Origin of the sequence: Haemophilus sp. CCUG 66565 (genome assembly GCF_001679495.1) — a bacterium.
Lineage (GTDB): Bacteria > Pseudomonadota > Gammaproteobacteria > Enterobacterales > Pasteurellaceae > Haemophilus > Haemophilus haemolyticus_K.
Map to the genome: position 1 here is coordinate 46,728 of NZ_LZOX01000013.1, position 23,029 is coordinate 69,756.

21 protein-coding genes are annotated in these 23,029 nt (G+C 38.0%); 12 read left to right on the forward strand and 9 right to left on the reverse strand.

The genetic code is table 11. The features are described from left to right. Position 1: 1 nt before the first annotated feature. Positions 2-2,389 (reverse strand): phenylalanine--tRNA ligase subunit beta, encoded by a 2,388-nt coding sequence (gene pheT, locus A9501_RS03855; protein WP_065264964.1) that lies wholly within the window; start codon positions 2,387-2,389, stop codon positions 2-4. A 33-nt stretch (positions 2,390-2,422) separates the two neighbouring features. Beyond that, positions 2,423-3,412, reverse strand: coding sequence for a phenylalanine--tRNA ligase subunit alpha (pheS, locus tag A9501_RS03860; protein ID WP_021035163.1), 990 nt, complete (start codon positions 3,410-3,412; stop codon positions 2,423-2,425). A gap of 262 nt (positions 3,413-3,674) precedes the next feature. On the opposite strand from pheS, the gene A9501_RS03865 reads away from it, so the two are divergent. Beyond that, positions 3,675-6,956 (forward strand): TonB-dependent receptor domain-containing protein, encoded by a 3,282-nt coding sequence (locus A9501_RS03865; protein ID WP_065264965.1) that lies wholly within the window; start codon positions 3,675-3,677, stop codon positions 6,954-6,956. Between the two features lie 60 nt (positions 6,957-7,016). Here the strand turns inward: A9501_RS03865 and A9501_RS03870 are convergent, their stop codons facing one another. After that, positions 7,017-7,694 carry a hypothetical protein gene (locus tag A9501_RS03870; protein ID WP_226385877.1) on the reverse strand — a complete coding sequence of 226 codons (678 nt, stop codon included), beginning with the start codon at positions 7,692-7,694 and terminating at the stop codon, positions 7,017-7,019. Between the two features lie 48 nt (positions 7,695-7,742). Here A9501_RS03870 and yfaE point away from each other — a divergent pair, with 48 nt between their 5' ends. Next, on the forward strand, positions 7,743-7,991 hold the full coding sequence (gene yfaE, locus A9501_RS03875; protein WP_044232385.1) for a class I ribonucleotide reductase maintenance protein YfaE: 249 nt from the start codon (positions 7,743-7,745) through the stop codon (positions 7,989-7,991). On the opposite strand, the gene dapB is transcribed toward yfaE, so the two are convergent. The 6 genes from dapB to ribH form a co-directional block, all read right to left on the reverse strand. Next, positions 7,986-8,798, reverse strand: a complete 813-nt coding sequence (gene dapB / locus A9501_RS03880; RefSeq protein ID WP_065264967.1) for a 4-hydroxy-tetrahydrodipicolinate reductase — start codon at positions 8,796-8,798, stop codon at positions 7,986-7,988. The two genes, yfaE and dapB, sit on opposite strands and share 6 nt — an antisense overlap. 16 nt (positions 8,799-8,814) lie before the next feature. Further along, positions 8,815-9,444 carry a LysE family transporter gene (locus A9501_RS03885; RefSeq protein WP_048953643.1) on the reverse strand — a complete coding sequence of 210 codons (630 nt, stop codon included), beginning with the start codon at positions 9,442-9,444 and terminating at the stop codon, positions 8,815-8,817. Next, positions 9,444-9,935, reverse strand: a complete 492-nt coding sequence (locus A9501_RS03890; protein ID WP_048953642.1) for a phosphatidylglycerophosphatase A family protein — start codon at positions 9,933-9,935, stop codon at positions 9,444-9,446. The genes A9501_RS03885 and A9501_RS03890 overlap by 1 nt, the downstream gene beginning before the upstream one ends. Then, positions 9,932-10,918, reverse strand: coding sequence for a thiamine-phosphate kinase (thiL, locus tag A9501_RS03895; protein WP_065264968.1), 987 nt, complete (start codon positions 10,916-10,918; stop codon positions 9,932-9,934). Before thiL ends, A9501_RS03890 begins: the two co-directional genes overlap by 4 nt. Positions 10,919-10,984: 66 nt before the next feature. Then, positions 10,985-11,419, reverse strand: coding sequence for a transcription antitermination factor NusB (nusB, locus tag A9501_RS03900; protein ID WP_065264969.1), 435 nt, complete (start codon positions 11,417-11,419; stop codon positions 10,985-10,987). Positions 11,420-11,422: 3 nt separating this feature from the next. Continuing rightward, complete coding sequence (gene ribH, locus A9501_RS03905; RefSeq protein ID WP_005628657.1) at positions 11,423-11,896, reverse strand: 6,7-dimethyl-8-ribityllumazine synthase; 474 nt, start codon at positions 11,894-11,896, stop codon at positions 11,423-11,425. A 156-nt stretch (positions 11,897-12,052) separates the two neighbouring features. Between ribH and A9501_RS03910 the strand changes: the two genes are divergently transcribed. The 10 genes from A9501_RS03910 (at position 12,053) to A9501_RS03955 (ending at position 22,996) form a co-directional block, all read left to right on the forward strand. Further along, complete coding sequence (locus A9501_RS03910) at positions 12,053-12,721, forward strand: curli polymerization inhibitor CsgI-related protein (protein WP_065264970.1); 669 nt, start codon at positions 12,053-12,055, stop codon at positions 12,719-12,721. A gap of 101 nt (positions 12,722-12,822) precedes the next feature. After that, complete coding sequence (yccS, locus tag A9501_RS03915; protein ID WP_065264971.1) at positions 12,823-14,955, forward strand: YccS family putative transporter; 2,133 nt, start codon at positions 12,823-12,825, stop codon at positions 14,953-14,955. 91 nt (positions 14,956-15,046) lie between these two features. Then, positions 15,047-15,625 (forward strand): electron transport complex subunit RsxA, encoded by a 579-nt coding sequence (gene rsxA, locus A9501_RS03920; protein WP_048953635.1) that lies wholly within the window; start codon positions 15,047-15,049, stop codon positions 15,623-15,625. An 87-nt stretch (positions 15,626-15,712) separates the two neighbouring features. Beyond that, a complete protein-coding gene (gene rsxB, locus A9501_RS03925) occupies positions 15,713-16,294 on the forward strand; it encodes an electron transport complex subunit RsxB (protein ID WP_046943227.1) in 582 nt (193 codons plus the stop codon). Beyond that, a complete protein-coding gene (gene rsxC, locus A9501_RS03930) occupies positions 16,295-18,523 on the forward strand; it encodes an electron transport complex subunit RsxC (RefSeq protein WP_065264972.1) in 2,229 nt (742 codons plus the stop codon). 4 nt (positions 18,524-18,527) lie between these two features. Then, on the forward strand, positions 18,528-19,604 hold the full coding sequence (rsxD, locus tag A9501_RS03935; RefSeq protein WP_065264973.1) for an electron transport complex subunit RsxD: 1,077 nt from the start codon (positions 18,528-18,530) through the stop codon (positions 19,602-19,604). Further along, a complete protein-coding gene (rsxG, locus tag A9501_RS03940) occupies positions 19,604-20,227 on the forward strand; it encodes an electron transport complex subunit RsxG (protein ID WP_065264974.1) in 624 nt (207 codons plus the stop codon). Before rsxD ends, rsxG begins: the two co-directional genes overlap by 1 nt. A gap of 1 nt (position 20,228) precedes the next feature. Continuing rightward, positions 20,229-20,927 (forward strand): electron transport complex subunit E, encoded by a 699-nt coding sequence (locus tag A9501_RS03945; RefSeq protein ID WP_065264975.1) that lies wholly within the window; start codon positions 20,229-20,231, stop codon positions 20,925-20,927. 1 nt (position 20,928) lies between these two features. After that, entirely contained in the window at positions 20,929-21,564 is a 636-nt protein-coding gene (gene nth / locus A9501_RS03950; RefSeq protein WP_005626177.1) for an endonuclease III, read from the forward strand. A 58-nt stretch (positions 21,565-21,622) separates the two neighbouring features. Further along, complete coding sequence (locus A9501_RS03955; protein WP_065264976.1) at positions 21,623-22,996, forward strand: sodium-dependent transporter; 1,374 nt, start codon at positions 21,623-21,625, stop codon at positions 22,994-22,996. Positions 22,997-23,029 lie beyond the last annotated feature (33 nt).

A 23,029-nucleotide genomic window follows, 5' to 3' on the forward strand; every position in this document is an offset into this window, starting at 1 on the left:
ATTAATCCCTTAATTCAGCATTAAAGCGTTGTTTTACCTCCGCTAATACTGCTGAAATCACTGCATTAATTTCTTCATCTTCAAGTGTTTTTTCATTATCTTGGACAGTCAAGCTAATGGCTAAACTCTTATAGCCTTCAGCGACGCCCACACCTTGATATACATCGAACAAGTTCACTTGCACCAATTTTTCGCCGCCTGCTTGTTTACATGCTGCGATTAATTCCCCTGCTGGTACGCTATCCGCGACGACTAAAGCTAAATCACGACGGTTTGCTGGGAATTTAGAAATTTCTTTTGCTTGCACCACATTACGTGCCGCAATTGCATTCCAAAGAATTTCAAATACAAAAGTTTTGCCATTTAAGCCAAGTTTTTGACTAATAGATGGATGAATTGCACCAATAAAACCAATTTCTTGACCATCTAATTCAATAACAGCTGATTGGCCAGGGTGTAATGCATCAAATTGTTTTGCAACAAAACGAACTCTATTACCACCTTCTGTTAAAGAAAGTACTGATTCTAAATCACCTTTAAGATCAAAGAAATCAACAGACTCTGCTTTGCCTGCCCAATGTTCAGATTTTGCCGTTCCAGTAATCACCGCACTTAAAACAAATTCTTGACGCACGCCAAATTCAGCATTGGCATCTGGTACAAAACGTAATCCTGTTTCAAATAAACGAACACGAGATTGTTGGCGATTTTGGTTATAAAGCACCGCACCTAATAAACCACTCATTAAAGACACGCGCATTGCTGACATTTCCACAGAAATTGGGTTTGGCAATACAAGTGCTTCTTGATGTGGATGTAATAAACTTTGAATTTTTGGATCTACAAAGCTATAAGTAATGGCTTCTTGGTAATCAGCATCCACAAGTGCAGTCTTAATTCGAGCTAAATCTAAATCAGATTCTTTATGCTCACGCATGCGGAGATGCGCTAATGGCGCATTGTTTGGAATGCTGTTATAACCATAAATACGCGCCACTTCCTCAATTAAATCTTCTTCGATTTCAATATCAAAACGCCAGCTTGCAGAAGTTACCGTCCAAATATCATTTGCATAAGTAACATCGAAACCAAGACGATGGAAAATTTCTGTTACGCTTTCTGTTTCAATATGATGACCTAAAAGTGCATCTAATTTACTACGGCGAAGTTGAACGGTATTGACTTTAGGAAGATGAGCTTCACTGCTTGCTTCACAAATCTCACCCGCTTCACCACCACAGATTTCAAGCAATAATGCGGTTGCGCGTTCCATTGCTTTACGTGCTAATTCAAAATCCACACCACGTTCAAAACGGTGTGATGCATCCGTATGTAAACCATATTGTCTTGCACGGCCAGCAATCGCTAATGGAGCGAAAAATGCGGATTCTAAAATCACATCTTTCGTTTCGCTATTCACGCCACTGGCTGCACCACCAAAGATTCCTGCCATTGCTAAAGGACCATTTTGGTCGGCAATTAATAAAGTATTTGATTGAAGTTTTGCTGTTGAGCCATCTAATAATACTAATTCTTCACCTTCTTTTGCGAATCGAACTTGAACAGGTTGCGCAACTTTAGCCGCATCAAACGCATGCATTGGCTGACCAAGCTCAAGCAAAATATAGTTAGTAATATCAACAATCGGATCAATAGAACGAATACCACAACGGCGCAATTTTTCTTGCATCCACATTGGCGATTCAGCCTTCACATTAACGTTTTTCACCGCACGCAATAAATAACGCGGGCAGGCTTCTGGTGCTTGTAAATCAATTTGAACTTTATCAGAAATTGTTGCGGGAACCGCTTCAAAGTGCGGTTGATTTACTGGCTGTTTATTTACCACACCAATTTCACGCGCAATACCCGCAATGCTCAAACAATCCGCACGATTTGGCGTTAAGCTAATTTCGATGGCATTATCGTTTAAACCTAAATATTCACGTAAATCTGTACCGATTGGTGCATCAACTGGCAGCTCAATAATACCGTCTGCTTCAACATCAATACCTAATTCAGAAAATGAACAAAGCATTCCTTCTGATGGTTGACCGCGTAATTTCGTTTTCTTAATTTTGAAATCGCCCGGTAATACCGCACCTTCTGTTGCACAAGCGACTTTTAAGCCTTGACGACAATTTGGTGCGCCACACACGATATCCAATAAACGATCACCACCTACGTTCACTTTAGTTACACGTAATTTATCTGCATCTGGATGTTGTGCACATTCCACTACTTCACCAACAACGACACCATTAAATTTACCCGCAACGGTTTCCACGCCATCTACTTCTAAGCCAAGCATGGTAATTTGCTCGCATAATTGCTCGGTGGACACCGCAGGGTTCACCCATTCTCTTACCCACTGTTCACTAAATTTCATTTGTTGTTATCCTTTTAATTCAAATCCGAGAAATTACTTAAATTGTTTTAAGAAACGTAAGTCGTTTTCAAAGAACGAACGTAAATCTGTTACGTTATAACGTAACATTGTTAAACGCTCAACGCCCATTCCCACGGCAAAACCAGAATATTCATTCGGATCAATACCAACGTTACGCAACACATTTGGGTGCACCATACCGCAGCCCAACACCTCTAACCATTTACCGTTTTTCCCCATCACATCCACTTCGGCTGAAGGTTCTGTAAACGGGAAATAAGATGGACGGAAACGTACTTGTAAATCTTCTTCAAAGAAAGCGCGTAAGAAATCGTGCAATAAACCTTTCAATTCTGTGAAATTTGCTTTTTTATCCACATAAAGTAGTTCAATTTGATGGAACATTGGCGTATGCGTTTGATCGTAGTCATTACGATATACACGTCCTGGAGCCATAATGCGAATTGGTGGCTGCATTTTTTCCATAGTACGAATTTGCACGCCAGAAGTTTGAGTGCGGAGTAATAATTCTGGATTAAACCAGAAAGTATCGTGATCGGCACGTGCTGGGTGATGTTTAGGAATATTTAAAGCATCAAAGTTGTAATAATCACTTTCAATTTCAGGGCCATTTTCAACTGAAAAGCCAAGTTCTGAGAAAAATTTTGTTACGCGATTAATCGTCATAGTGACTGGGTGTAAGCCACCTGTTTCAACTTTGCGACCAGGTAAACTGACATCAACACGTTCTTTTTCTAATTTTGCGTTAAGTTCAGCCTGTTCCCACTCCGTTTTTTTTGCATTTAAAAATTCTAACGCAGCTTGTTTTGCTTCGTTAATTTTTGCACCCATAGCCGGACGTTCTTCTGCTGACACATTACGCAATTCTTGCATTAATTGAGTAAAATGCCCTTTCTTACCAAAATATTCGACACGGATTTCATCCAAAGCCGTTAAACTTTTATCCTGAATGGATTCAATCGCTAATTTCGCTTTCTCAACAAGCTCGTTCAGATGTTGCATAGTTTCCCCTGCTTCTCTTTTCTCTATAAAATAAAAAACCGAGTAATGATAATACCAAGTACTTAAAAAGTAAAAGAATAATACGAAAAATCATTGGTTTATCAGATGATAATATTTAAAGTATTTAAATGTTGACTCAAACTCTAAAAACAAAAATTGTGATCATCTTCTCATTTTTAATGTAAAACCAAGTTATATAGTAGGATTTTCATTAACTTAAGCGTATGATAAGCGTTATCATTCTCAAAATTAAGGGGTTTATATGAATGATCCACAAAAACGATATAACACTGCTACTTTATTATTTTTATCTTTAATCGGAATCCTCCCATCTCTTAGCCAAGCTGAGTCGATACGTCAATTAGACACAATTAATGTTAATGCTTCATCAGATGATATAGCATTAAAAGGAAAAGATTCCATTTATAGCAAAAACAACGTAACAGAATATAAAAGCAAAAAAGAAATTGAAACTTATCATTCTCAATCTGTATCTGATTTATTAAGTGGTATTACAGGCGTCTATAGTGGCGATGCGCGTAATGGCGGTGCGATTGATCCAATCATTCGAAGTTCTTGGGGGCAAGGGCGAATTCCTGTATTAGTTGATGATACTGAACAAGCGATTACCGTTTGGCGTGGTTATTCTGGAGTAAGCAATCGTAACTATCTTGATCCATTTTTAGTGAGTGAAGTGAATGTGGAAAAAGGCCCAAATTTAGACCGCACTTTGCGCTCTGGGGCGGCAGGCACGATTCGTATGTCGACGCTAAATCCTAATGAGATCATTAAGCCTGGCAAAAAATGGGGTATTGAACTTAAAACGGAGACAGCCAACAATTCCATTAAGGCTCATCCTTATGAAGGTGTACCTATTGGTCAGGATTATCGACTTGTTTCACCAGACGGGCGTGCAGAATTAGCTGAATGGGCGTTGTATTTTAAAGATGATGATCGGATTAGCCCAAGAAAAAAAGGCAGAAACAAACCTTTACACGATAATGCCGTACGTTTGGCGTTAGCCGCAAAAGATGATGGTTATGAAGTCTTAGGGGCGTATGCTTATCGCAACAAAGGCAATTATTTTGCTGGTAAACGGGGAGGGAAAAAATACGGTGAAGGAACAACTGGCCCGCTTGATTTAGATAAAAACTCCGATGACCCTTATATTCCACTCATTGCTCGAATTTATAAACCGGGTGAAGAAGTACCAAATACATCTTATGAAAGCCGATCTTGGTTATTAAAGGGGAAACTCCACTTTAATAAATATGCTTCACTTTCTGCGAACTTCCGAGACACGCAAATAAATTACGGCGACATTATGCCTTCCCGACTTGGCTATAACTATGCTGCGCGTAATACCGTCACACAATGGCCACTAGCAGATGTAAAACAAAAAACAGGTAATGTTGAGTTTTCCTATAACCCGCCGGATAACAAATGGCTTGATTTAAAAATAGGTGTATGGGCAGTAAAAAATGATACGGCAACTAATACATCGGGCGGCTCACCGGGTGATGTACTTTTTAGTGATTATAATACTCAACTGATTGGTACTTTATCTCAATTTGATCTCGCAAATGAGTTTGGTGATAAAGCCTATGAATTAGATCAAGTGAAAGATCCCGTTGAATATAAACGTATAAAAGATCGTTTTTACGAAATTTTTAATAGCAAAATAAAGGAATATATGAAAAATCCTAAATTTAAAAATATTGATGGGATTTTTAATACTCAACCCGCGCAAGTGCAATTTGCCCGTGATAATCATATGGGAATAACCTTTAGCAATGTCACGGAACTAAGTCCAAAACTTCGTTTAAGTGTCATGACAAATTATCGTCGTGAAACTTTAGACAGTACCAATGTTTATGAACTTTGGGATAAATATCAACTTACTGCATTTAATCAATACGAGACTGATGCTAAAATAGAAGGGGAAAATTATACCTGTGTGGAAGGCGATATACATGGTATTTGCCGAGTATCAAACACTGCTCGTTCAGGAAATCGAAAAGGCAACCGAAATGAATTTAATGCAGGCTTCAAATTTGAATATTCACCAACCGATTGGTTATTACTGACTGCTGGGATGAAATATACCCATTACAAATCTAAAGATCGCGGTTTGCAGGAAAAAATTGCACACTTAAAACAGGAAGAGGTATTAACCGAATCACGTATTCCATTTACAGTAAGAAAATTGAAGCAAGTCGCCCCTAAAATAACACAAGACTATATAAATTTTGAAAGGAAAAATGATTTAATAATTTCACTTCAGGAAAAATTTAAAGAATTATATCCAATACCTGCTGATGATTCACCAGAATTACAAAAATGGCTTGATGATCGTGATGAGTATGTTGTTTCACATGGCGGGACTCCAACCACAGATGAGGAATATGATAGTTGGTCACAGCTCAGTGGTGATAAAGGTGAATGGGATCAATCTGCAACGCAGACCATTTATTGGGAACGAGACGAATATGGTAATTTTTCTGTTGAGCATTTTCCGCTTACGGATGGACGCATTACAAAAGAAATGTTAGAAAAAAAAGTAATCCATCCACAAACTGGGAAAGAAGATTATTTATATGACATTAGTACTGATTTTTCCGGTTCGCCAGAAAAAACACCAGTAACCAAAGAACAGTGGGAAAAAATGAAAAAGGCGGAGCGTAAAGATCACGCTTGGGCACCTTCCTTTAGTGCTACCGCATTTTTAAGTGATAACGCCAGAATTTATGTGCGCTATGATGAAACCAAACGTATGCCGAGTATTTTTGAAGATACCATTGGCTATTCCATTGATATTCTCACGCCGCTCTATAAACGTAAACCGGAACACAGCAAAAATATTGAAGTGGGATATGTGCATGATTTACGTGGTTTCTTCCCAAGTTTACGCCGTGCGGATATTCGACTAAATTGGTACAAAAATACCACGAAAAATATTTTTGACCGTGATATTAATTATGAGATGAAGCAGTTTGATAAACGGATTTTAGAAGGTGTAGAATTATCCGCTCGTTATGATCAAGGTCGAATCTTCGGTGATATCGGTATTAGCTACAACATCAAAAATAAATTCTGCGATAAAAGTTCAGCAATTCGAGATGTTGGTGGTATAGGTGATATACATACATTTGAAGCCTATCCTGAATGCGTTAATGGTGGTAATGAAAACGGCTACTTAAAAAATGCCATTTTGCCGAAATACAGCATTACCTCAAATCTCGGTGTACGTTTCTTAGATGAGCGATTAGAAGTTGGCACCCGTATGGTATATCACACTAATGTGAAAGAAACTCGTAACAAATCTTTACGTGATGCAGGCTGGTTTGCCAATAGCAATAACAACCCACGTTGGCAGCCAGTGTTCTTGGTTGATGCGTATATGAACTACAAAGTGAATGAGAATCTTGCGCTGTCATTGTCTGCGACAAACTTAACTGATCGTTATTATCTTGATCCAATGACTCGTTCATCTATGCCAGCGCCAGGAAGAACCATTAAATTTGGTTTAACAAGTACATTCTAACCATATATGGTTTATCATACTAAAAATGGAATAACGTTATCGCTATTCCATTTTTTCTTATTACCAACAAAATCGTTCATTCACAAAATTTTCTGACCGCTCTTTTTGCCATTTTTCTTTATTGTTTGGATTGGCAAAAAAATGTGCTTGTTCCTGTAAACGTTGAACTAATTTTTCTTCTGCTTCTTTTAACGCTTTTCTACGATCTGCAAATTTTGCGGACAATGTTGGTAAGAAAATAACTTCATAAGGATGCGTAATTGTCCATTTCACCGCATTTTCGGCGGCACGACTTTGTTTATCAAAATTGCAAAACGCATAAGCATTAATAAACTGCCCTACAACATGGCTGAACCCTGTATTATCCTGCACCGTTTGTTTTGGTAAATCCAACACATAAAGTGCGGTAATCAAACGGTTTTGTCCACGATAAAACCAAGTAACAGCTTCATCTCTTAATCCAAAATCGTACGCCCGCGCGGCTAACGTGAACATCGTCATTGGTGAAATGCGAGCCGGATTTTCTTCTACAAATTTCACCGCACTTTCATAACCTTTTATCGTATTTTCACGTAGCATAGGATCGATTTCTTTATGTACAAATACATTTTCTGCTTTTCCATTTTCAGCAGAATAATAAGGTTTAATATAAACATCCACCGTCTTCACTGGTTCTTTGCTAATAGAACTACAAGCCGTAATAAAAAGTGCGGTTATAAAACACAGTATTTTTAACATATGGATTTTCCTTATATAATGCCCAGCAAATTTCACTGCATTGTTATTATGAAAATTCATCTAATCTACAGTAAAACCACATTAGAATTCAATAATGAAACAAGTTTACTCGATCATCTCGAGAAAAATAATATTCATCATGAATATCAATGCCGTAGTGGCTATTGTGGTTCTTGTCGTGTGAAGATCAAAAAAGGCAAGGTATCATATAAAGATACGCCCCTTGCCTTTATTCAACCTGATGAGATTTTATTATGCTGCTGTCACGTAGAAAGTGACATTGAAATTGATTTATAAATTATTTAAATCTAATACATCGGTCATATCAAATAAGCCATTCGCTTTATTTTCTAACCATTTACCAGCACGCACTGCACCATTAGCGAAAGTCATACGACTTGATGCTTTATGGGAAATCTCTACACGCTCGCCGATATCAGCAAACCACACCGTGTGTTCCCCCACCACATCCGAAGCGCGAATAGTTGAAAAACCAATTTCATCGCGTTTACGTTCGCCTGTGATTCCTTCTCGGCAGAAGACTCCGTGAGTTTTTAAATCGCGACCTAAGGTTTTTGCGATATGTTCGCCCATAGAAAGTGCGGTGCCAGATGGCGCATCAACTTTATGACGGTGATGTGCTTCGATCACTTCAATATCGCAATAATCGCCCATCACTTTTGCTGCTTTTTCTAAAAGCTTGAAGACTAAATTCACACCAACACTGAAATTTGATGCAAACACAATAGCAATTTTATCTGAAGCGGTTTTAATCGCCGCTTTACCATTTTCATCAAAACCAGTTGTACCGATCACCATTTTTTTATTATTCGCTACGCAAAATGCAATATGTTCAAGGGTGCCTTCTGGTCGAGTAAAATCGATTAATAAATCGAATTTATCTTTTTGGCTTTCAAGATCGTCTGAAACTGTTACACCAAGTTGACCAATTCCCGCCAATTCTCCCGCATCCGTCCCGACTAAAGATGATCCTTTGCGTTCAAACGCCGCACCTAGTTCTACACCCTCCGCAGAATGAACCGCTTGAATTAATTGACGCCCCATTCTTCCGCCAGCGCCGGCGATTGCAATTTTTAATGTCATTTTACTTCCTTTTTTATTAATGAATTATTTCGTTGATGCCATTATAAACAAGCACACAACCAAAAAATAAAAATACAATACCTGCCATATTATCAATATAACGACTGTATTGACTGTATAAACGCTTGGCAATATTACGTGAAAAAATCAATGAAATCACATAAAAATAACAAAATGTTTCAACCACAATTACCATAAAAGCCAAGATAATTTGCCACATTTCAGTGATATTTACTAAGACAAGCGACATCACGCTACTAAAATACACCACGACTTTTGCATTGGATAAATTCACTAAAAGCCCTTTCACAATTTCTTTTTTAATCGTGGTTTGCTGATTAAATTCAGTATCAGAGTGCGATTCAAATTGAGCGTGTTTTTTACTGCGAGCCATTAAAAAACCGAGATATGCTAAGTAACTACCGCCTAGCAACATAATAACGCCATGTAATGCAGGAATAGTAACGAATAACACCGCCAATCCCAACATAGAAAGCATTCCCCAAAAGGCGATGCCAAGCGTTATGCCTAAAATGCCACAAACTGTATTACGACGAGAGTTACTTGCCGCCATTCGGCTTACATAGAAGAAATCTGGCCCTGGTGTCATTAATCCAAATAAATGCACAATGATTAAATTTAGCATCACAACATCCAATACTGAATAGCAAATACGACAATCACCGCATAAATTGCCGCTAAAACATCATCGACCATAATGCCAAAACCACTTTCTAGTCTTTCGTCAAAATAACGAATTGGGAACGGTTTTAAAATATCGAAAAAGCGGAATAACGCAAAAGCAGTCAAAATCCATTGCCAAGATAATGACGGTATCGACGCTAATACAATAAATACACCGACAAATTCATCCCAAACGATAGAACCATGATCGTGAACCCCCATATCTGCAGTAGTTTTTTGACAAAGGTAGCAGCCGAGCAGAAAACAAAGTGCGGTAAAAATTAAAAAGGTTTTTACGTCTAGTAAAGAAAGTAAAATCACGCCTAAAATTGTTCCAGCCAAACTCCCCCAAGTACCGGGAGCAGGATGAATTAAGCCCGATCCAAAACCAACGGCAAGCAAATGAATAGGATTTAAAAGAGAGATTTTTTTAAGAGGATTATTTTCTGTCATTTTGATTCCTTAAAATGATCGAAACCACTTGAAAAAGTTATATTCACAGGTTTTCCATCCCATAAAAAACGGGTCGAAAAGTCACCGTACTTTTCAATGATTTTACCAATGCAAGTGCAAGGTATGTTCAATTTTTTCAAGCGTAATTCTAATTCATCTTTAGATTCGGGCGGTATGGTAAAACAAAGTTCATAATCTTCTCCACCACTTAAGGCAAATTGTTCCGCTTGAGTGCGATCATATTTATGCAAAATCGCGGATGAAAGAGGTAAAGCAGAAAGTTCAACTTCTGCGCCACATTGACTTCGTTCAAGAATATGCCCTAAATCAGAGATTAACCCATCGGAAAGATCAATGGCAGCATGAGCAATATCAATTAACGCCTGTCCAAGTTCTATTCTAGGTGTGGGTCTAAGATGACGTTGTTGCAGAAAAACATCATCAGAATCAACCGCACTTTTGCTCGATAAAATTTGCGTTAAACCCGCCGCACTATCGCCTAATGTGCCTGAAACATAAATTAAATCACCAACTTGCGCTTTATGCCGACAAATTCCTTTGCATTTTTCGACAAAACCTTGTGCCGTAATCGTAATAGATAAGTTGCCTTTTGTGGTATCACCACCAATTAATGTGACGTTGTATTGTTTTAACGTGTGCAATAAACTTTGACTAAATGCTGAAATCCAATTTTCATCTACATTTGGCAAAGTTAATGCCAGTGAAACCCATTTGGGCAGTGCCCCCATTGCAGCAAGATCACTTAAATTTGTTGCAACGGTCTTATAAGCTAAATCTTCAGGTGAAATACTTGGTAAAAAATGTGTATTTTCCACCATTGTATCAGTCGTAATGGCAAGCTGATAATTCTCTGGCACGGAAACCAGCGCACAATCGTCGCCAATAGATAATTGAACGGAATCATCAACTAATATTTGTTGCTGAAAATATCGTTTAATTAAACCAAATTCACTCATTGCCATTTTTCCCCTATCTTATAAAAGAAAAGGCACGCGTTAGAAACGCGCGCCATTTTCAGTTTAAAAGGATTATTTACGCCCTAATGCGGGTGCGATTTTATCAAGTACGCCATTGATATATTTATGGCTTTCATCTGCACCGAATACTTTTGCCACTTCAATCGCTTCATTGATAACCACTTTATATGGCACATCTAATTCAAAGCGTAATTCATAAACGGCCAAACGCAAAATTGCAGTTTCAATAGGATCAAGCTCATCAAAAGCGCGGTCAATATAAGGCGAAATTGAAAAATCAACGGTTTCAATATTTTCTACTGTTTGACGAAATAATTTACGGAAGTAAGGTTTATCGACCCCATCCATATCTTGATCTAACTCAAAGGCTAATTCAACTTGCTCTGCAGTATTGCCAGATACCGCCCAAGAATACAAGGCTTGAACAGTACATTCACGCGCACGACGACGAGCAGAAGGCTTTTTCACTTGTTTTTGTTCTGTCATGATTTATGCCGCATCAATTTGTTGAATAAGATTAACCATTTCAAGTGCGGTTAAGGCTGCTTCTGCACCTTTATTTCCTGCTTTAGTACCAGCACGTTCAATTGCTTGTTCAATATTTTCTGTGGTTAATACACCAAAAGCGACGGGGATTTCAGCATCCATTGCAACTTTTCCTAAACCGCTGCTTGCTTCGCCTGCTACATATTCAAAGTGCGCAGTACCACCACGGATAACTGTACCTAATGCCACAATCGCATCAAATTTTTTACTTTCAGCTAAACGACGAGCAACTAATGGCAACTCATACGCACCTGGAGCACGCACGATAGTGATATTTTCATCTTTCACTTGGCCGATACGTTTTAATGCATCAATTGCGCCTTCTAATAAACTTTCATTAATAAAACTGTTAAAACGAGCAATTGCTACTGCAACTTTTGCATTAGGTGCTGCGACTGAGCCTTCTAAAACTTTCATATTTTTTCCTATTAAAAAATCGCTATCGTTAATTTGGTAGAGAATTCTAGCATAAAAAAACTTTTTTAAAACCAACCACACTTTTTTATTTTCATTTTAGTGAATTTAGCATAGCATAGACGTTGTTATCATTTTCATCTATTAAAAGGAGCAATTATGAAATTACGCACTATTGCATTAAGCCTAGCAGTATTATGTGCTAGCTCAACGAGCTTTGCTGGAATGGTTTCAACGTCATCTAATCTTGAGTTTTTAGCCATTGATGGACAAAAAGCATCAAAAGCATTATTAAAAGAAACAAAATCGTTTAACATCAATGATACTGAAACACATCAAGTGGTTGTTCGTTTAGGTGATATTATTGGTTCAGGTTCTAATCAATCTTTATTTGAATCTAGTCCTATCATTGTTACATTCAAAGGTTCCCCAGAAGATATTACTATCTCTGCACCTTCAATCCGTAGCCGCTCCGAAGGTGAAAAATTTAATAGTACACCAACAATTAATATTACTAGCAAATCAGGTAATACTATTGCAGCGAAAGTGGATGTTTTAAAACAAGAGGGTTTATTCCCTAGTGCAAACGTGGTAAACGATCTTTCTACATATAATGCCTCAGGTGCAACCGCATCTGTTGCAGCATTTTCGACTGCAGCAATACCAACCACAATGCCAGTTGCTTCTGCAAGCAATGCTAAAATAAACAAAGGGAAAGTTGTTGTTCAAGGTGAGAATGTTGCAGAACAGCAACTTCAATACTGGTTCCAACAAGCAGATAAGGAAACTCAAATACGTTTCTTAAACTGGGCAAAATCCCACAAGTAACGCATTATCTCGTTCAAAAAGCTTTGATGTTTGAGTACGCTTATATAGATAATAAAAGTGAGCCTTGCTGCTCACTTTTTCTATTGTAATAAGGATGAATAATGAACAACTGGTTAAATGCTAAAGTGATTGCTGCCATTCCTATTTTTATTGCTGTAAATATTGCCGCAATTAGCGTATGGGCATTTAATATATCTCAACAGTCTATGCCTTTAATTCTAGGTATTATTGCAGGAGGATTAGTTGATTTAGACAATCGTTTAACTGGGCGTTTAAAAAATGTCTTTTATACATTGATAGCTTTCTCTATTTCATCCTTTATTGTCCAATTAAATATCGGCAAGCCAATACAATATATTGCCTTGATGACTGCGCTTACATTTATTTTTACTATGATAGGTGCTGTTGGGCAACGCTATAGTACCATTGCATTTGGTACACTAGTTGTGGCACTTTATACTACACTAACCTATACACCTGAAATACATGAATGGTTTATCAACCCTGTCATGATTCTATGCGGTACGCTACTTTATAGTGTAATAACACTCATTGTCTATTTATTCTTTCCAAATCGTCCCGTACAAGAAAGTGTTGCTAAAGCTTTCTGTGCGCTAGGTGATTACTTAGATGCCAAATCTTATTTTTTTGATCCCGATGAAATAAATGAAATAGAAAAAAAACATCTTAATTTCGCTATGAAAAATGCAAATGTAGTTTCTGCATTTAATATTGTTCGTACAGCACTATTCTATCGTATTCGTGGTCAACATCGACATCCTCGCACACAACGAATGCTCCGCTATTATTTTGCTGCGCAAGATATCCATGAACGTGTAAATTCTACTCATTTTGATTATCAGCAAATTACTGAAAAACTAAAAAATACAGACTTAATTTTTCGTATTCAGCGCTTACTAGAATTACAAGCACAATCTTGCCGAGAAGTAACAACGAGTTTACGCCAAAATAAAAACTATCAATTCAATGAACGGGTTGAGCGCGCACTATCGGGGACATTGCACTCATTCCAGCTATATCGAGAACAACACATCCACGATAAAGATCAGCTTATTGAGATTCAGACCCTACTAGACAACTTGCAAAGTATTAACTGGCAACTTCGACAACTTACTCAAGAAACAGATGATGCTGATCATTTAGCAAGAATTCATACGGATCAAATTACTGGCTTAAAAAATATCTCTACTGCAATTTTTAGCCACTTTACCTTTGAATCTCAACTCTTTCGCCATGCAATACGTTTATCGATAGTGGTTTTTTTATGCTGTGTCATCGTAGAGTTTTTCCAATTTAATCTTGGTTATTGGATTTTACTCACCGCTGTCTTTGTCTGCCAACCAAACTATTCTGCCACCAAAACACGTTTACGCCAGCGGATTATCGGCACTTTTCTTGGCGTGGTGATAGGATCGCTTTTACCCTATTTTAATCCAACCTTAGAACTTAAGCTGGGTCTTGTAGTCCTTACTAGTACACTATTTTTCTTCTTTCGCAGTAATAATTACAGCTTCTCTACCTTTTTTATCACATTACAGGTCTTGTTAAGCTTTGATGTTATGGGTTTTAATACTTCAGCTGCACTCATGCCTCGTTTACTTGATACATTACTAGGTTCGGCTATCTCATGGTTTGCTGTTTCTTATTTATGGCCTGATTGGAAATATTTACAATTAGATAAAGTTAGCCATAAAGCGGTTCAAAGTGATGCAACTTATCTTTTACATATTATTAGTCAACTACAATTTGGTAAAAGTGATGATCTAAAGTATCGCATTGCTCGTCGTAATGCACATCAATATGCAGCAGCACTTAGTACAACGCTTTCAAACATGAATAATGAACCTGAAAAATACAAAGCATTTTTACAACAAGGGTTTGATTTACTTAAACTGAATTATTCCTTATTAAGTTATATTTCTGCGCTAGGTTCCTATCGTGAAAAAATGAATACTCTACAACAAACTACACAATTTTTATCTGGTTTCTATCCTGTTGCCAAAAAAATTATTTATTCTCTTGAAAATATCGAAAAAATACCGCCAAGTATATTTGCTAAACTCCAAAAAAACATTGAAACCCACCTAAAGGAGTTAGAGAAACAGGAAATGACAGAACAAGATCGCACAGCATTTAGCTTGCCTTATCAGCAACTAAATTTAATCACACAATTATTGCCCGCTTTTTATAGTTATTTTCACAAAGAATACTGATAAATAGTAGGGTTATCGCATTTAAAAATACCTATTGTTCTTCAATTCATAAATAGCGATAATACTTCCCTACATAAAAGGGCAAATAAAAATGACAAATTATATTTTATTGATTATCGGTACTGCATTAATTAACAACTTTGTACTTGTAAAGTTCTTAGGACTATGCCCGTTTATGGGGGTATCAAAGAAAATTGAAACCGCAGTAGGTATGGGACTAGCAACAATGTTTGTATTAACCGTCGCCTCCCTTTGCGCATATTTAGTTGATCATTATATTCTTGTTCCCTTGAATGCTACTTTTTTGCGTACATTAGTATTTATTTTGGTTATTGCCGTAGTTGTACAATTTACCGAAATGGTGATAAATAAAACTAGCCCAACACTATATCGTTTACTTGGAATTTTCTTGCCTTTGATAACCACAAACTGTGCAGTTCTCGGTGTCGCATTATTAAATGTAAATCTTGCTCATAATTTAACGGAATCTGTCGTTTATGGTTTTGGTGCATCTCTTGGATTTGCACTTGTATTAGTACTTTTTGCTGCGCTTCGTGAACGTCTTGTAGCGGCCGATGTACCTTTAACTTTCAAAGGTTCATCTATCGCACTTATTACAGCTGGGTTGATGTCTCTTGCTTTTATGGGATTCACAGGACTAGTGAAGTAATAAAATGATCTATCTTTTAATGGCTATTACCATTTTGATTTTATTTATTGGGTTCTCTCAGTATTTTTCAGGAAAAAGAAAGAAATAATGACCCTTCTATTCATCGTAATCACTTTACTCGCTTTAATTTTCGGTGCAATTTTGGGCTTTGCTTCACTTAAACTCAAAGTTGAAGCAGATCCTATTGTAGAAAAAATTGACTCTATTTTGCCACAAAGCCAATGTGGACAATGTGGTTATCCTGGCTGCAAACCATACGCTGAAGCGATTTGCAATGGAGATGACATAACAAAATGTATTCCCGGTGGTCAACCTACCATCGTAAAAATTGCAGAGATTTTAGGTGTTGATGTACCAGCAATGGACGGCGTAGAAGAACCTATCGAGAAAGTCGCTTTTATTGATGAAAATATGTGTATTGGCTGCACAAAATGCATCCAAGCTTGTCCTGTTGATGCCATTATTGGTACAAATAAATTCATGCATACGATTATTCCAGATCTCTGTACAGGTTGTGAACTTTGCGTAGCACCCTGCCCAACAGATTGTATATCAATGATTCCCGTGAAAAAAAATATCGATAATTGGGATTGGAAGTTTGATGCAAAATTAGTCATTCCAGTAATGAATGTAAATGGCACTGAAAAAAAATTGGTTGTGGGGGAATAAATGGCGGACGTATTATCTCGTTTCAACTCCGGTAAATTATGGGATTTCAAAGGTGGCATTCATCCGCCTGAAATGAAATCACAATCTAATTCACAACCATTACGTCATCACCCTTTAGTCACAGATTTTTATATTCCTCTTAAACAGCACGCAGGAACAACAGGTCACCTTTTAGTAAAGGAAGGCGATTACGTATTAAAAGGTCAACCTTTAACGCAAGGCGATGGCTTGCGTATGCTACCCGTTCATGCGCCAACTTCTGGCACAATTAAATCGATTAAATCTTATGTCGCTGCACATCCGTCTGGTCTTGATGAACCTACAATTTATTTGCAAGCGGATGGATTAGATCAATGGCTAGAGCGTAATCCTATTGATGATTTTTTAACACTAACGCCAGAACAACTTATTAACAAAATCTATCAAGCTGGCATAGCTGGCTTGGGCGGTGCAGTATTTCCGACTGCAGCTAAAATTCAATCAGCAGAGAAAAAAGTTAAACTCTTAATTATCAATGGTGCAGAATGTGAGCCTTATATTACTTGTGATGATCGTCTTATGCGTGAACGCGCCGATGAAATCATAGAAGGCATTCGTATTTTGCGTTATATCCTACGACCTGAAAACGTAGTCATTGCCATTGAAGATAACAAACCTGAAGCAATAGAGGCAATCCGCAAAGCGCTACAGGGAGCAAATGACATTAGCATTCGAGTGACTCCAACAAAATATCCTTCGGGTGCCGCAAAACAGCTTATTTATCTGCTTACAGGAATGGAAGTACCTAGTGGTGCACGTTCTTCTAGTATTGGCGTACTGATGCATAATGTTGGTACAGCCTTTGCAATTAAAAGAGCAGTGATAAATGACGAACCTTTAATTGAACGTGTCGTCACCCTTACAGGTGATAAAATTCCTGAAAAAGGTAATTATTGGGTCCGACTTGGTACACCAATTTCTCAAGTATTGACGCATGCGGGCTATCAATTTGATGAACGTTATCCAGTGTTTGCGGGTGGCCCGATGATGGGATTGGAACTTTCCAACCTCAATGCACCGGTGACAAAAATTGTCAACTGCTTGCTTGCACCAGACTATTTTGAATATGCAGAACCAGAGCCTGAACAAGCTTGTATTCGCTGTTCTAGCTGTTCTGATGCCTGCCCAGTCAACTTGATGCCACAGCAACTCTACTGGTTTGCTCGTAGTGAAGATCACAAAAAATCGGAGGAATACGCCCTCAAAGATTGTATTGAGTGCGGGATTTGCGCCTACGTATGCCCAAGCCATATTCCACTGATTCAATATTTCCGCCAAGAAAAAGCAAAAATTTGGCAAATCAAAGAAAAACAGAAAAAATCAGATGAAGCCAAAATTCGCTTTGAAGCGAAACAAGCGCGAATGGAACGCGAAGAACAAGAGCGTAAAGCACGTTCACAACGTGCAGCAGAAGCACGTCGAGAAGAATTAGCACAAACCAAAGGTGAAGATCCTGTTAAAGCCGCGCTAGAACGCTTAAAAGCGAAAAAAGCCAATGAAACAGAATCAATACAAGTTAAAACGATTACCTCAGAAAAAGGGGAAGTTTTACCTGATAATACTGATTTAATGGCACAACGTAAAGCTCGTCGTCTGGCTCGTCAGCAAGCGGAATCTCAAGTCGAAAACCAAGAACAACAAACTCAATCAACCGATGCGAAAAAAGCAGCGGTTGCAGCCGCACTTGCTCGAGCAAAAGCGAAAAAACTTGCACAAGCAAATGAAACCTCTGAATCAGTCTCAAATACTCAAACCATAGAAAGTGCGGTAGAAAAAACAGACGAAAATTCAGCCGCACTTGATCCGAAAAAAGCGGCGGTAGCTGCAGCAATTGCCCGTGCAAAAGCAAAAAAACTTGCACAAGCAAATGAAACCGCTGAATCAGTCTCAAATACTCAAACCGTAGAAAGTGCGGTAGAAAAAACAGACGAAAATTCAACCGCACTTGATCCGAAAAAAGCGGCGGTAGCTGCAGCGATTTCTCGTGCAAAAGCAAAAAAACTTGCTCAAGCAAATGAAACCTCTGAATCAGTCTCAAATACTCAAACCGTAGAAAGTGCGGTAGAAAAAACAGACGAAAATTCAACCGCACTAGATCCGAAAAAAGCGGCTGTAGCTGCGGCTATTGCTCGGGCAAAAGCAAAGAAATTGGCAAAAACACAAGCAACATTAGAAAATAATCAGGAATAAAATAATGTTTAAAATGGTTAGCTCTCCTCATACTCATTCGGGGAAACTCACAGCTCGTATTATGCTTTGGGTAATCTTGGCAATGATGCCAGCTTTTTTCACACAAATTTATTATTTTGGATTTGGCGTGGTGATTCAATCTGTATTAGCCATTGGTACAGCAATCATTGCGGAATTTATTGCAATAAAATTACGCGGCAAAAAGCCGTTAAATTATCTTTCAGATTTCAGCGTATCCCTGACTGCTTTAATTTTGGCGATGGCTATTCCACCTTATGCGCCTTATTGGATCATCATCATTGGAACACTCTGTGCAGTTTTATTAGGTAAACAGGTTTATGGTGGCTTAGGACAAAACCCATTCAATCCTGCGATGATTGGCTATGTAATTCTTTTAATTTCATTCCCATTACAAATGACAACTTGGATGCCACCAATTAATTTATTACAGGAACCACCGACTTTTTCAGATGCATTTTCATTAATATTTTCGGGTTTAACCACTGATGGATTTACGCTTTCACAACTTACACATAATATTGATGGCATCACCCAAGCAACTCCTTTGGATAGCGCAAAAATTTTCTATAAAAGTCACACTCAATTAAATGATTTTTATGAATTAATTAAACTGCCGATTTTTATGGGTAATGGAACCGACTTTGCTCAAGGCTGGTGGCAAGTCAACGTGGCTTTCTTAGTGGGCGGAATTTTCCTTATTTTAAAACGTGTCATTCATTGGCAAATTCCAGTGGCGATGCTCGTCACCTTTTTCTGTTTAGCCACTGCAACCGCTTTTACTGGCTTCACGCATTTAAGTGCGATTAGCCAACTCGTTAGTGGCGCAATGATGTTTGGCGCATTTTTTATTGCGACAGATCCTGTCACAGCTTCCATTACACCACGAGGAAAAATTATTTTTGGCGCATTAGTGGGGTTATTTGTCTATCTCATTCGCTATCACGGAAACTTTCCAGATGGTGTAGCATTCGCAATTTTATTAAGTAATATTTGCGTTCCACTTATCGATCATTACACGCGTCCTCGAGTATCTGGTTATCCAACAAAAGGAAAAAAATAATGGGCACAGTAAAAATCACATCGCGTTACGGGATATTGTTAGGCTTTGTCGCCCTACTCTGCACAGCCATTTCTGCAGGTATTTTTTTCCTAACAAAAGATAAAATTGACGCGGTGATGGCGGCACAACAACGAGAATTGCTTTTAGAAGTCATTCCACAAGATTATTTCAATAATAATTTGCTAGAAAGTGCGGTTATCCCTCAAGATAAAAATTTAGAGGGCATTCAGAAAATTTATTTTGCAAAAAAAGATGGAAATGTTTCTGCCTATGCCTATGAAACCACTGCACCGGATGGTTACTCTGGTGATATTCGTTTGCTTGTGGGATTAGATCCGAAAGGTGAAGTATTAGGTGTACGAGTAATCGAACACCATGAAACCCCAGGTTTAGGCGATAAAATTGAGCTCCGTATTTCCAACTGGATTCTAAATTTCACTCATCAATCGATTAATGAGCATAATTTGAGCGAATGGGCAGTAAAAAAAGATGGCGGAAAATTTGATCAATTTTCTGGAGCAACCATTACACCTCGCGCAGTGGTGAATCAAACTAAACGTTCAGCATTAATCATGCTAAATAACCAAGCCTTGTTACAACAGCTTTCAACACAAGTGAAATAATATGACAGATTTAACTGAAAAAAATACCGCACTTGAAGAAGAAAAAATAGAAAGTGCGGTTGAAAATCAACAAAAGCCCATGTGGAAAGAAATCTTTACTCAAGGAATTTGGAAAAATAATCCAGCAGTTGTTCAACTTCTCGGGCTTTGTCCGCTTTTAGCGGTGTCTAGCACGGCCACCAATGCACTGGGTTTAGGTTTAGCGACAATGCTTGTGCTCACTTGTACAAATACTGTTATTTCACTTTTCCGTAAATATATTCCGAATGAAATCCGCATTCCAATCTACGTGATGATTATTGCGACAACAGTAACTGTCGTTCAACTTTTAATGAATGCTTATACTTATACGCTTTATCAATCACTTGGGATTTTTATTCCACTCATCGTTACCAACTGTATTGTGATTGGTCGAGCAGAAGCATTCGCCTCAAAAAACAGCTTACTCCATTCCGTTTGGGATGGGTTTTCAATGGGATTAGGGATGGCGCTTAGCTTGACAGTACTTGGCGCATTGCGTGAAATCATTGGACAAGGTACGGTTTTTGATGGCATCGAAAATCTATTTGGCGAACAAGCGAAATTTTTAACGCTCAATATTTACCATACGGACAGTAGCTTTTTACTTTTTATTCTGCCACCAGGCGCATTTATAGGATTAGGCTTGCTCCTTGCAATAAAAAATCGAATTGATAAATAAGATGAATAAATTAAAAAGAATCGAAATATTAACCCGATTAAGAGATCAAAATCCCCATCCGACCACTGAATTACAGTATAATTCGCCCTTCGAATTATTAATTGCGGTAATTCTATCGGCACAAGCAACCGATAAAGGCGTGAATAAAGCGACAGAAAAACTATTCCCTGTTGCAAACACGCCACAAGCGATTTTAGATTTAGGATTAGATGGTTTAAAAAGCTATATTAAAACTATCGGGCTTTTTAATAGTAAAGCAGAAAATATTATCAAAACCTGCCGTGATTTAATTGAAAAGCACAACGGTGAAGTGCCCGAAAATCGCGAAGCCTTAGAGGCATTAGCGGGTGTGGGTAGAAAAACAGCCAATGTTGTACTAAATACGGCATTTGGCCATCCAACCATTGCGGTGGATACTCATATTTTCCGTGTATGCAATCGAACTAATTTTGCACCGGGTAAAGACGTTGTAAAAGTGGAAGAAAAACTGCTTAAAGTCGTACCTGATGAATTTAAAGTGGATGTTCACCATTGGTTAATTTTACACGGGCGCTACACTTGTATCGCACGTAAACCTCGTTGTGGCTCATGCATTATTGAAGATCTGTGTGAATATAAAGAAAAAATTGAGTTTTAATTTTTGCGGTAAAACACCCTAATTATTTACCGCACTTTTATTAAAAATAGGATAAAAAATGACAACAAATAATAAACAGCGACAAACTTGGTCGAGCCGACTCACTTATGTCATGACCGTCGCAGGCGCAACTGTCGGTTTCGGCGCTACTTGGCGCTTCCCTTACCTTGTAGGCGAAAATGGTGGCGGAGCCTACGTTCTACTTTTCTGTATCGCAATGATCGTAATCGGTATTCCGATGATTCTCGTTGAAAACGTGATCGGCCGCCGCTTACGTGTAAACTCCATTGATGCTTTTGGCGATAAAATTCTGGATAAAGGAAAAGGCATTTCCAAATATTGGAAAATCCTTGGCTACATGGGATTACTCGGTTCATTCGGTATTATGGCGTATTATATGGTGCTTGGTGGCTGGGTTATTTCTTATATCATCAGCCTAATTAGCGGTACCTTAGATATCTCAACCCCCATTACTAAAGATGTTGCCAAAGATTTCTATGAACTTCATATTGGCAATAGCCCTTATGAAATTATTCTATACACCTTCTTATTTGTTGTGGTGAATTACATTATTTTAGCTAAAGGGATCATTGGTGGAATCGAGCGTTCTGTAAAATATTTAATGCCATTGCTATTCATCTTCCTCATTGGAATGGTTATTCGTAACGTAACATTACCTGGCGCAATGGAAGGAATTACATTCTATTTAAAACCTGATTTCAGCAAAATTACGCCACAATTATTTATCTTCGTTTTAGGTCAGGTATTCTTCGCATTAAGCCTTGGTTTTGGCGTGTTAATTACGCTTTCCAGCTACTTAAATAAAGAAGAAAACTTAATCCATACTGCAGTTATTACAGGTTTCACCAACACAATTATTGCTGTACTTGCTGGCTTTATGATCTTCCCATCACTTTTCACCTTTGGGATTGAACCAAACGCAGGTCCAACTTTAGTATTCCAAAGTTTACCAATCGTATTTTCTCACTTATGGGCGGGTAAATTCTTTGCAATTATTTTCTTCGGCTTATTATTAATTGCTGCGCTAACTACTTCTATCACAATTTATGAAGTGATCATTACCGCATTACAGGAAAAGCTCAGAATGCGCCGTGGCAAAGCGATTGTCTTAACCCTTGGTGGGATTTTTATATTAGGTAATATTCCAGCAATTTTAGGGGATAATGTATGGAAAGATGTCACCATTTTCGGCAAAAGCATTTTTGATTTCTATGATTATGTCAGTGGAAATATTCTCTTTATGCTGACCGCACTTGGTTGTGCTATTTTCGTTGGTTTCGTGTTAAAAGATGAAGCGAAAAAAGAACTTTCTCCAACACCTGACTCAACATTCACTAAAATCTGGTTTAACTATGTGAAATTCGTTGTGCCAGTGATTATTTTAGTCATCTTTATCAGCAACCTATTCTAAAAAAGAAAAACCGAGTCTTTACTCGGTTTTCTT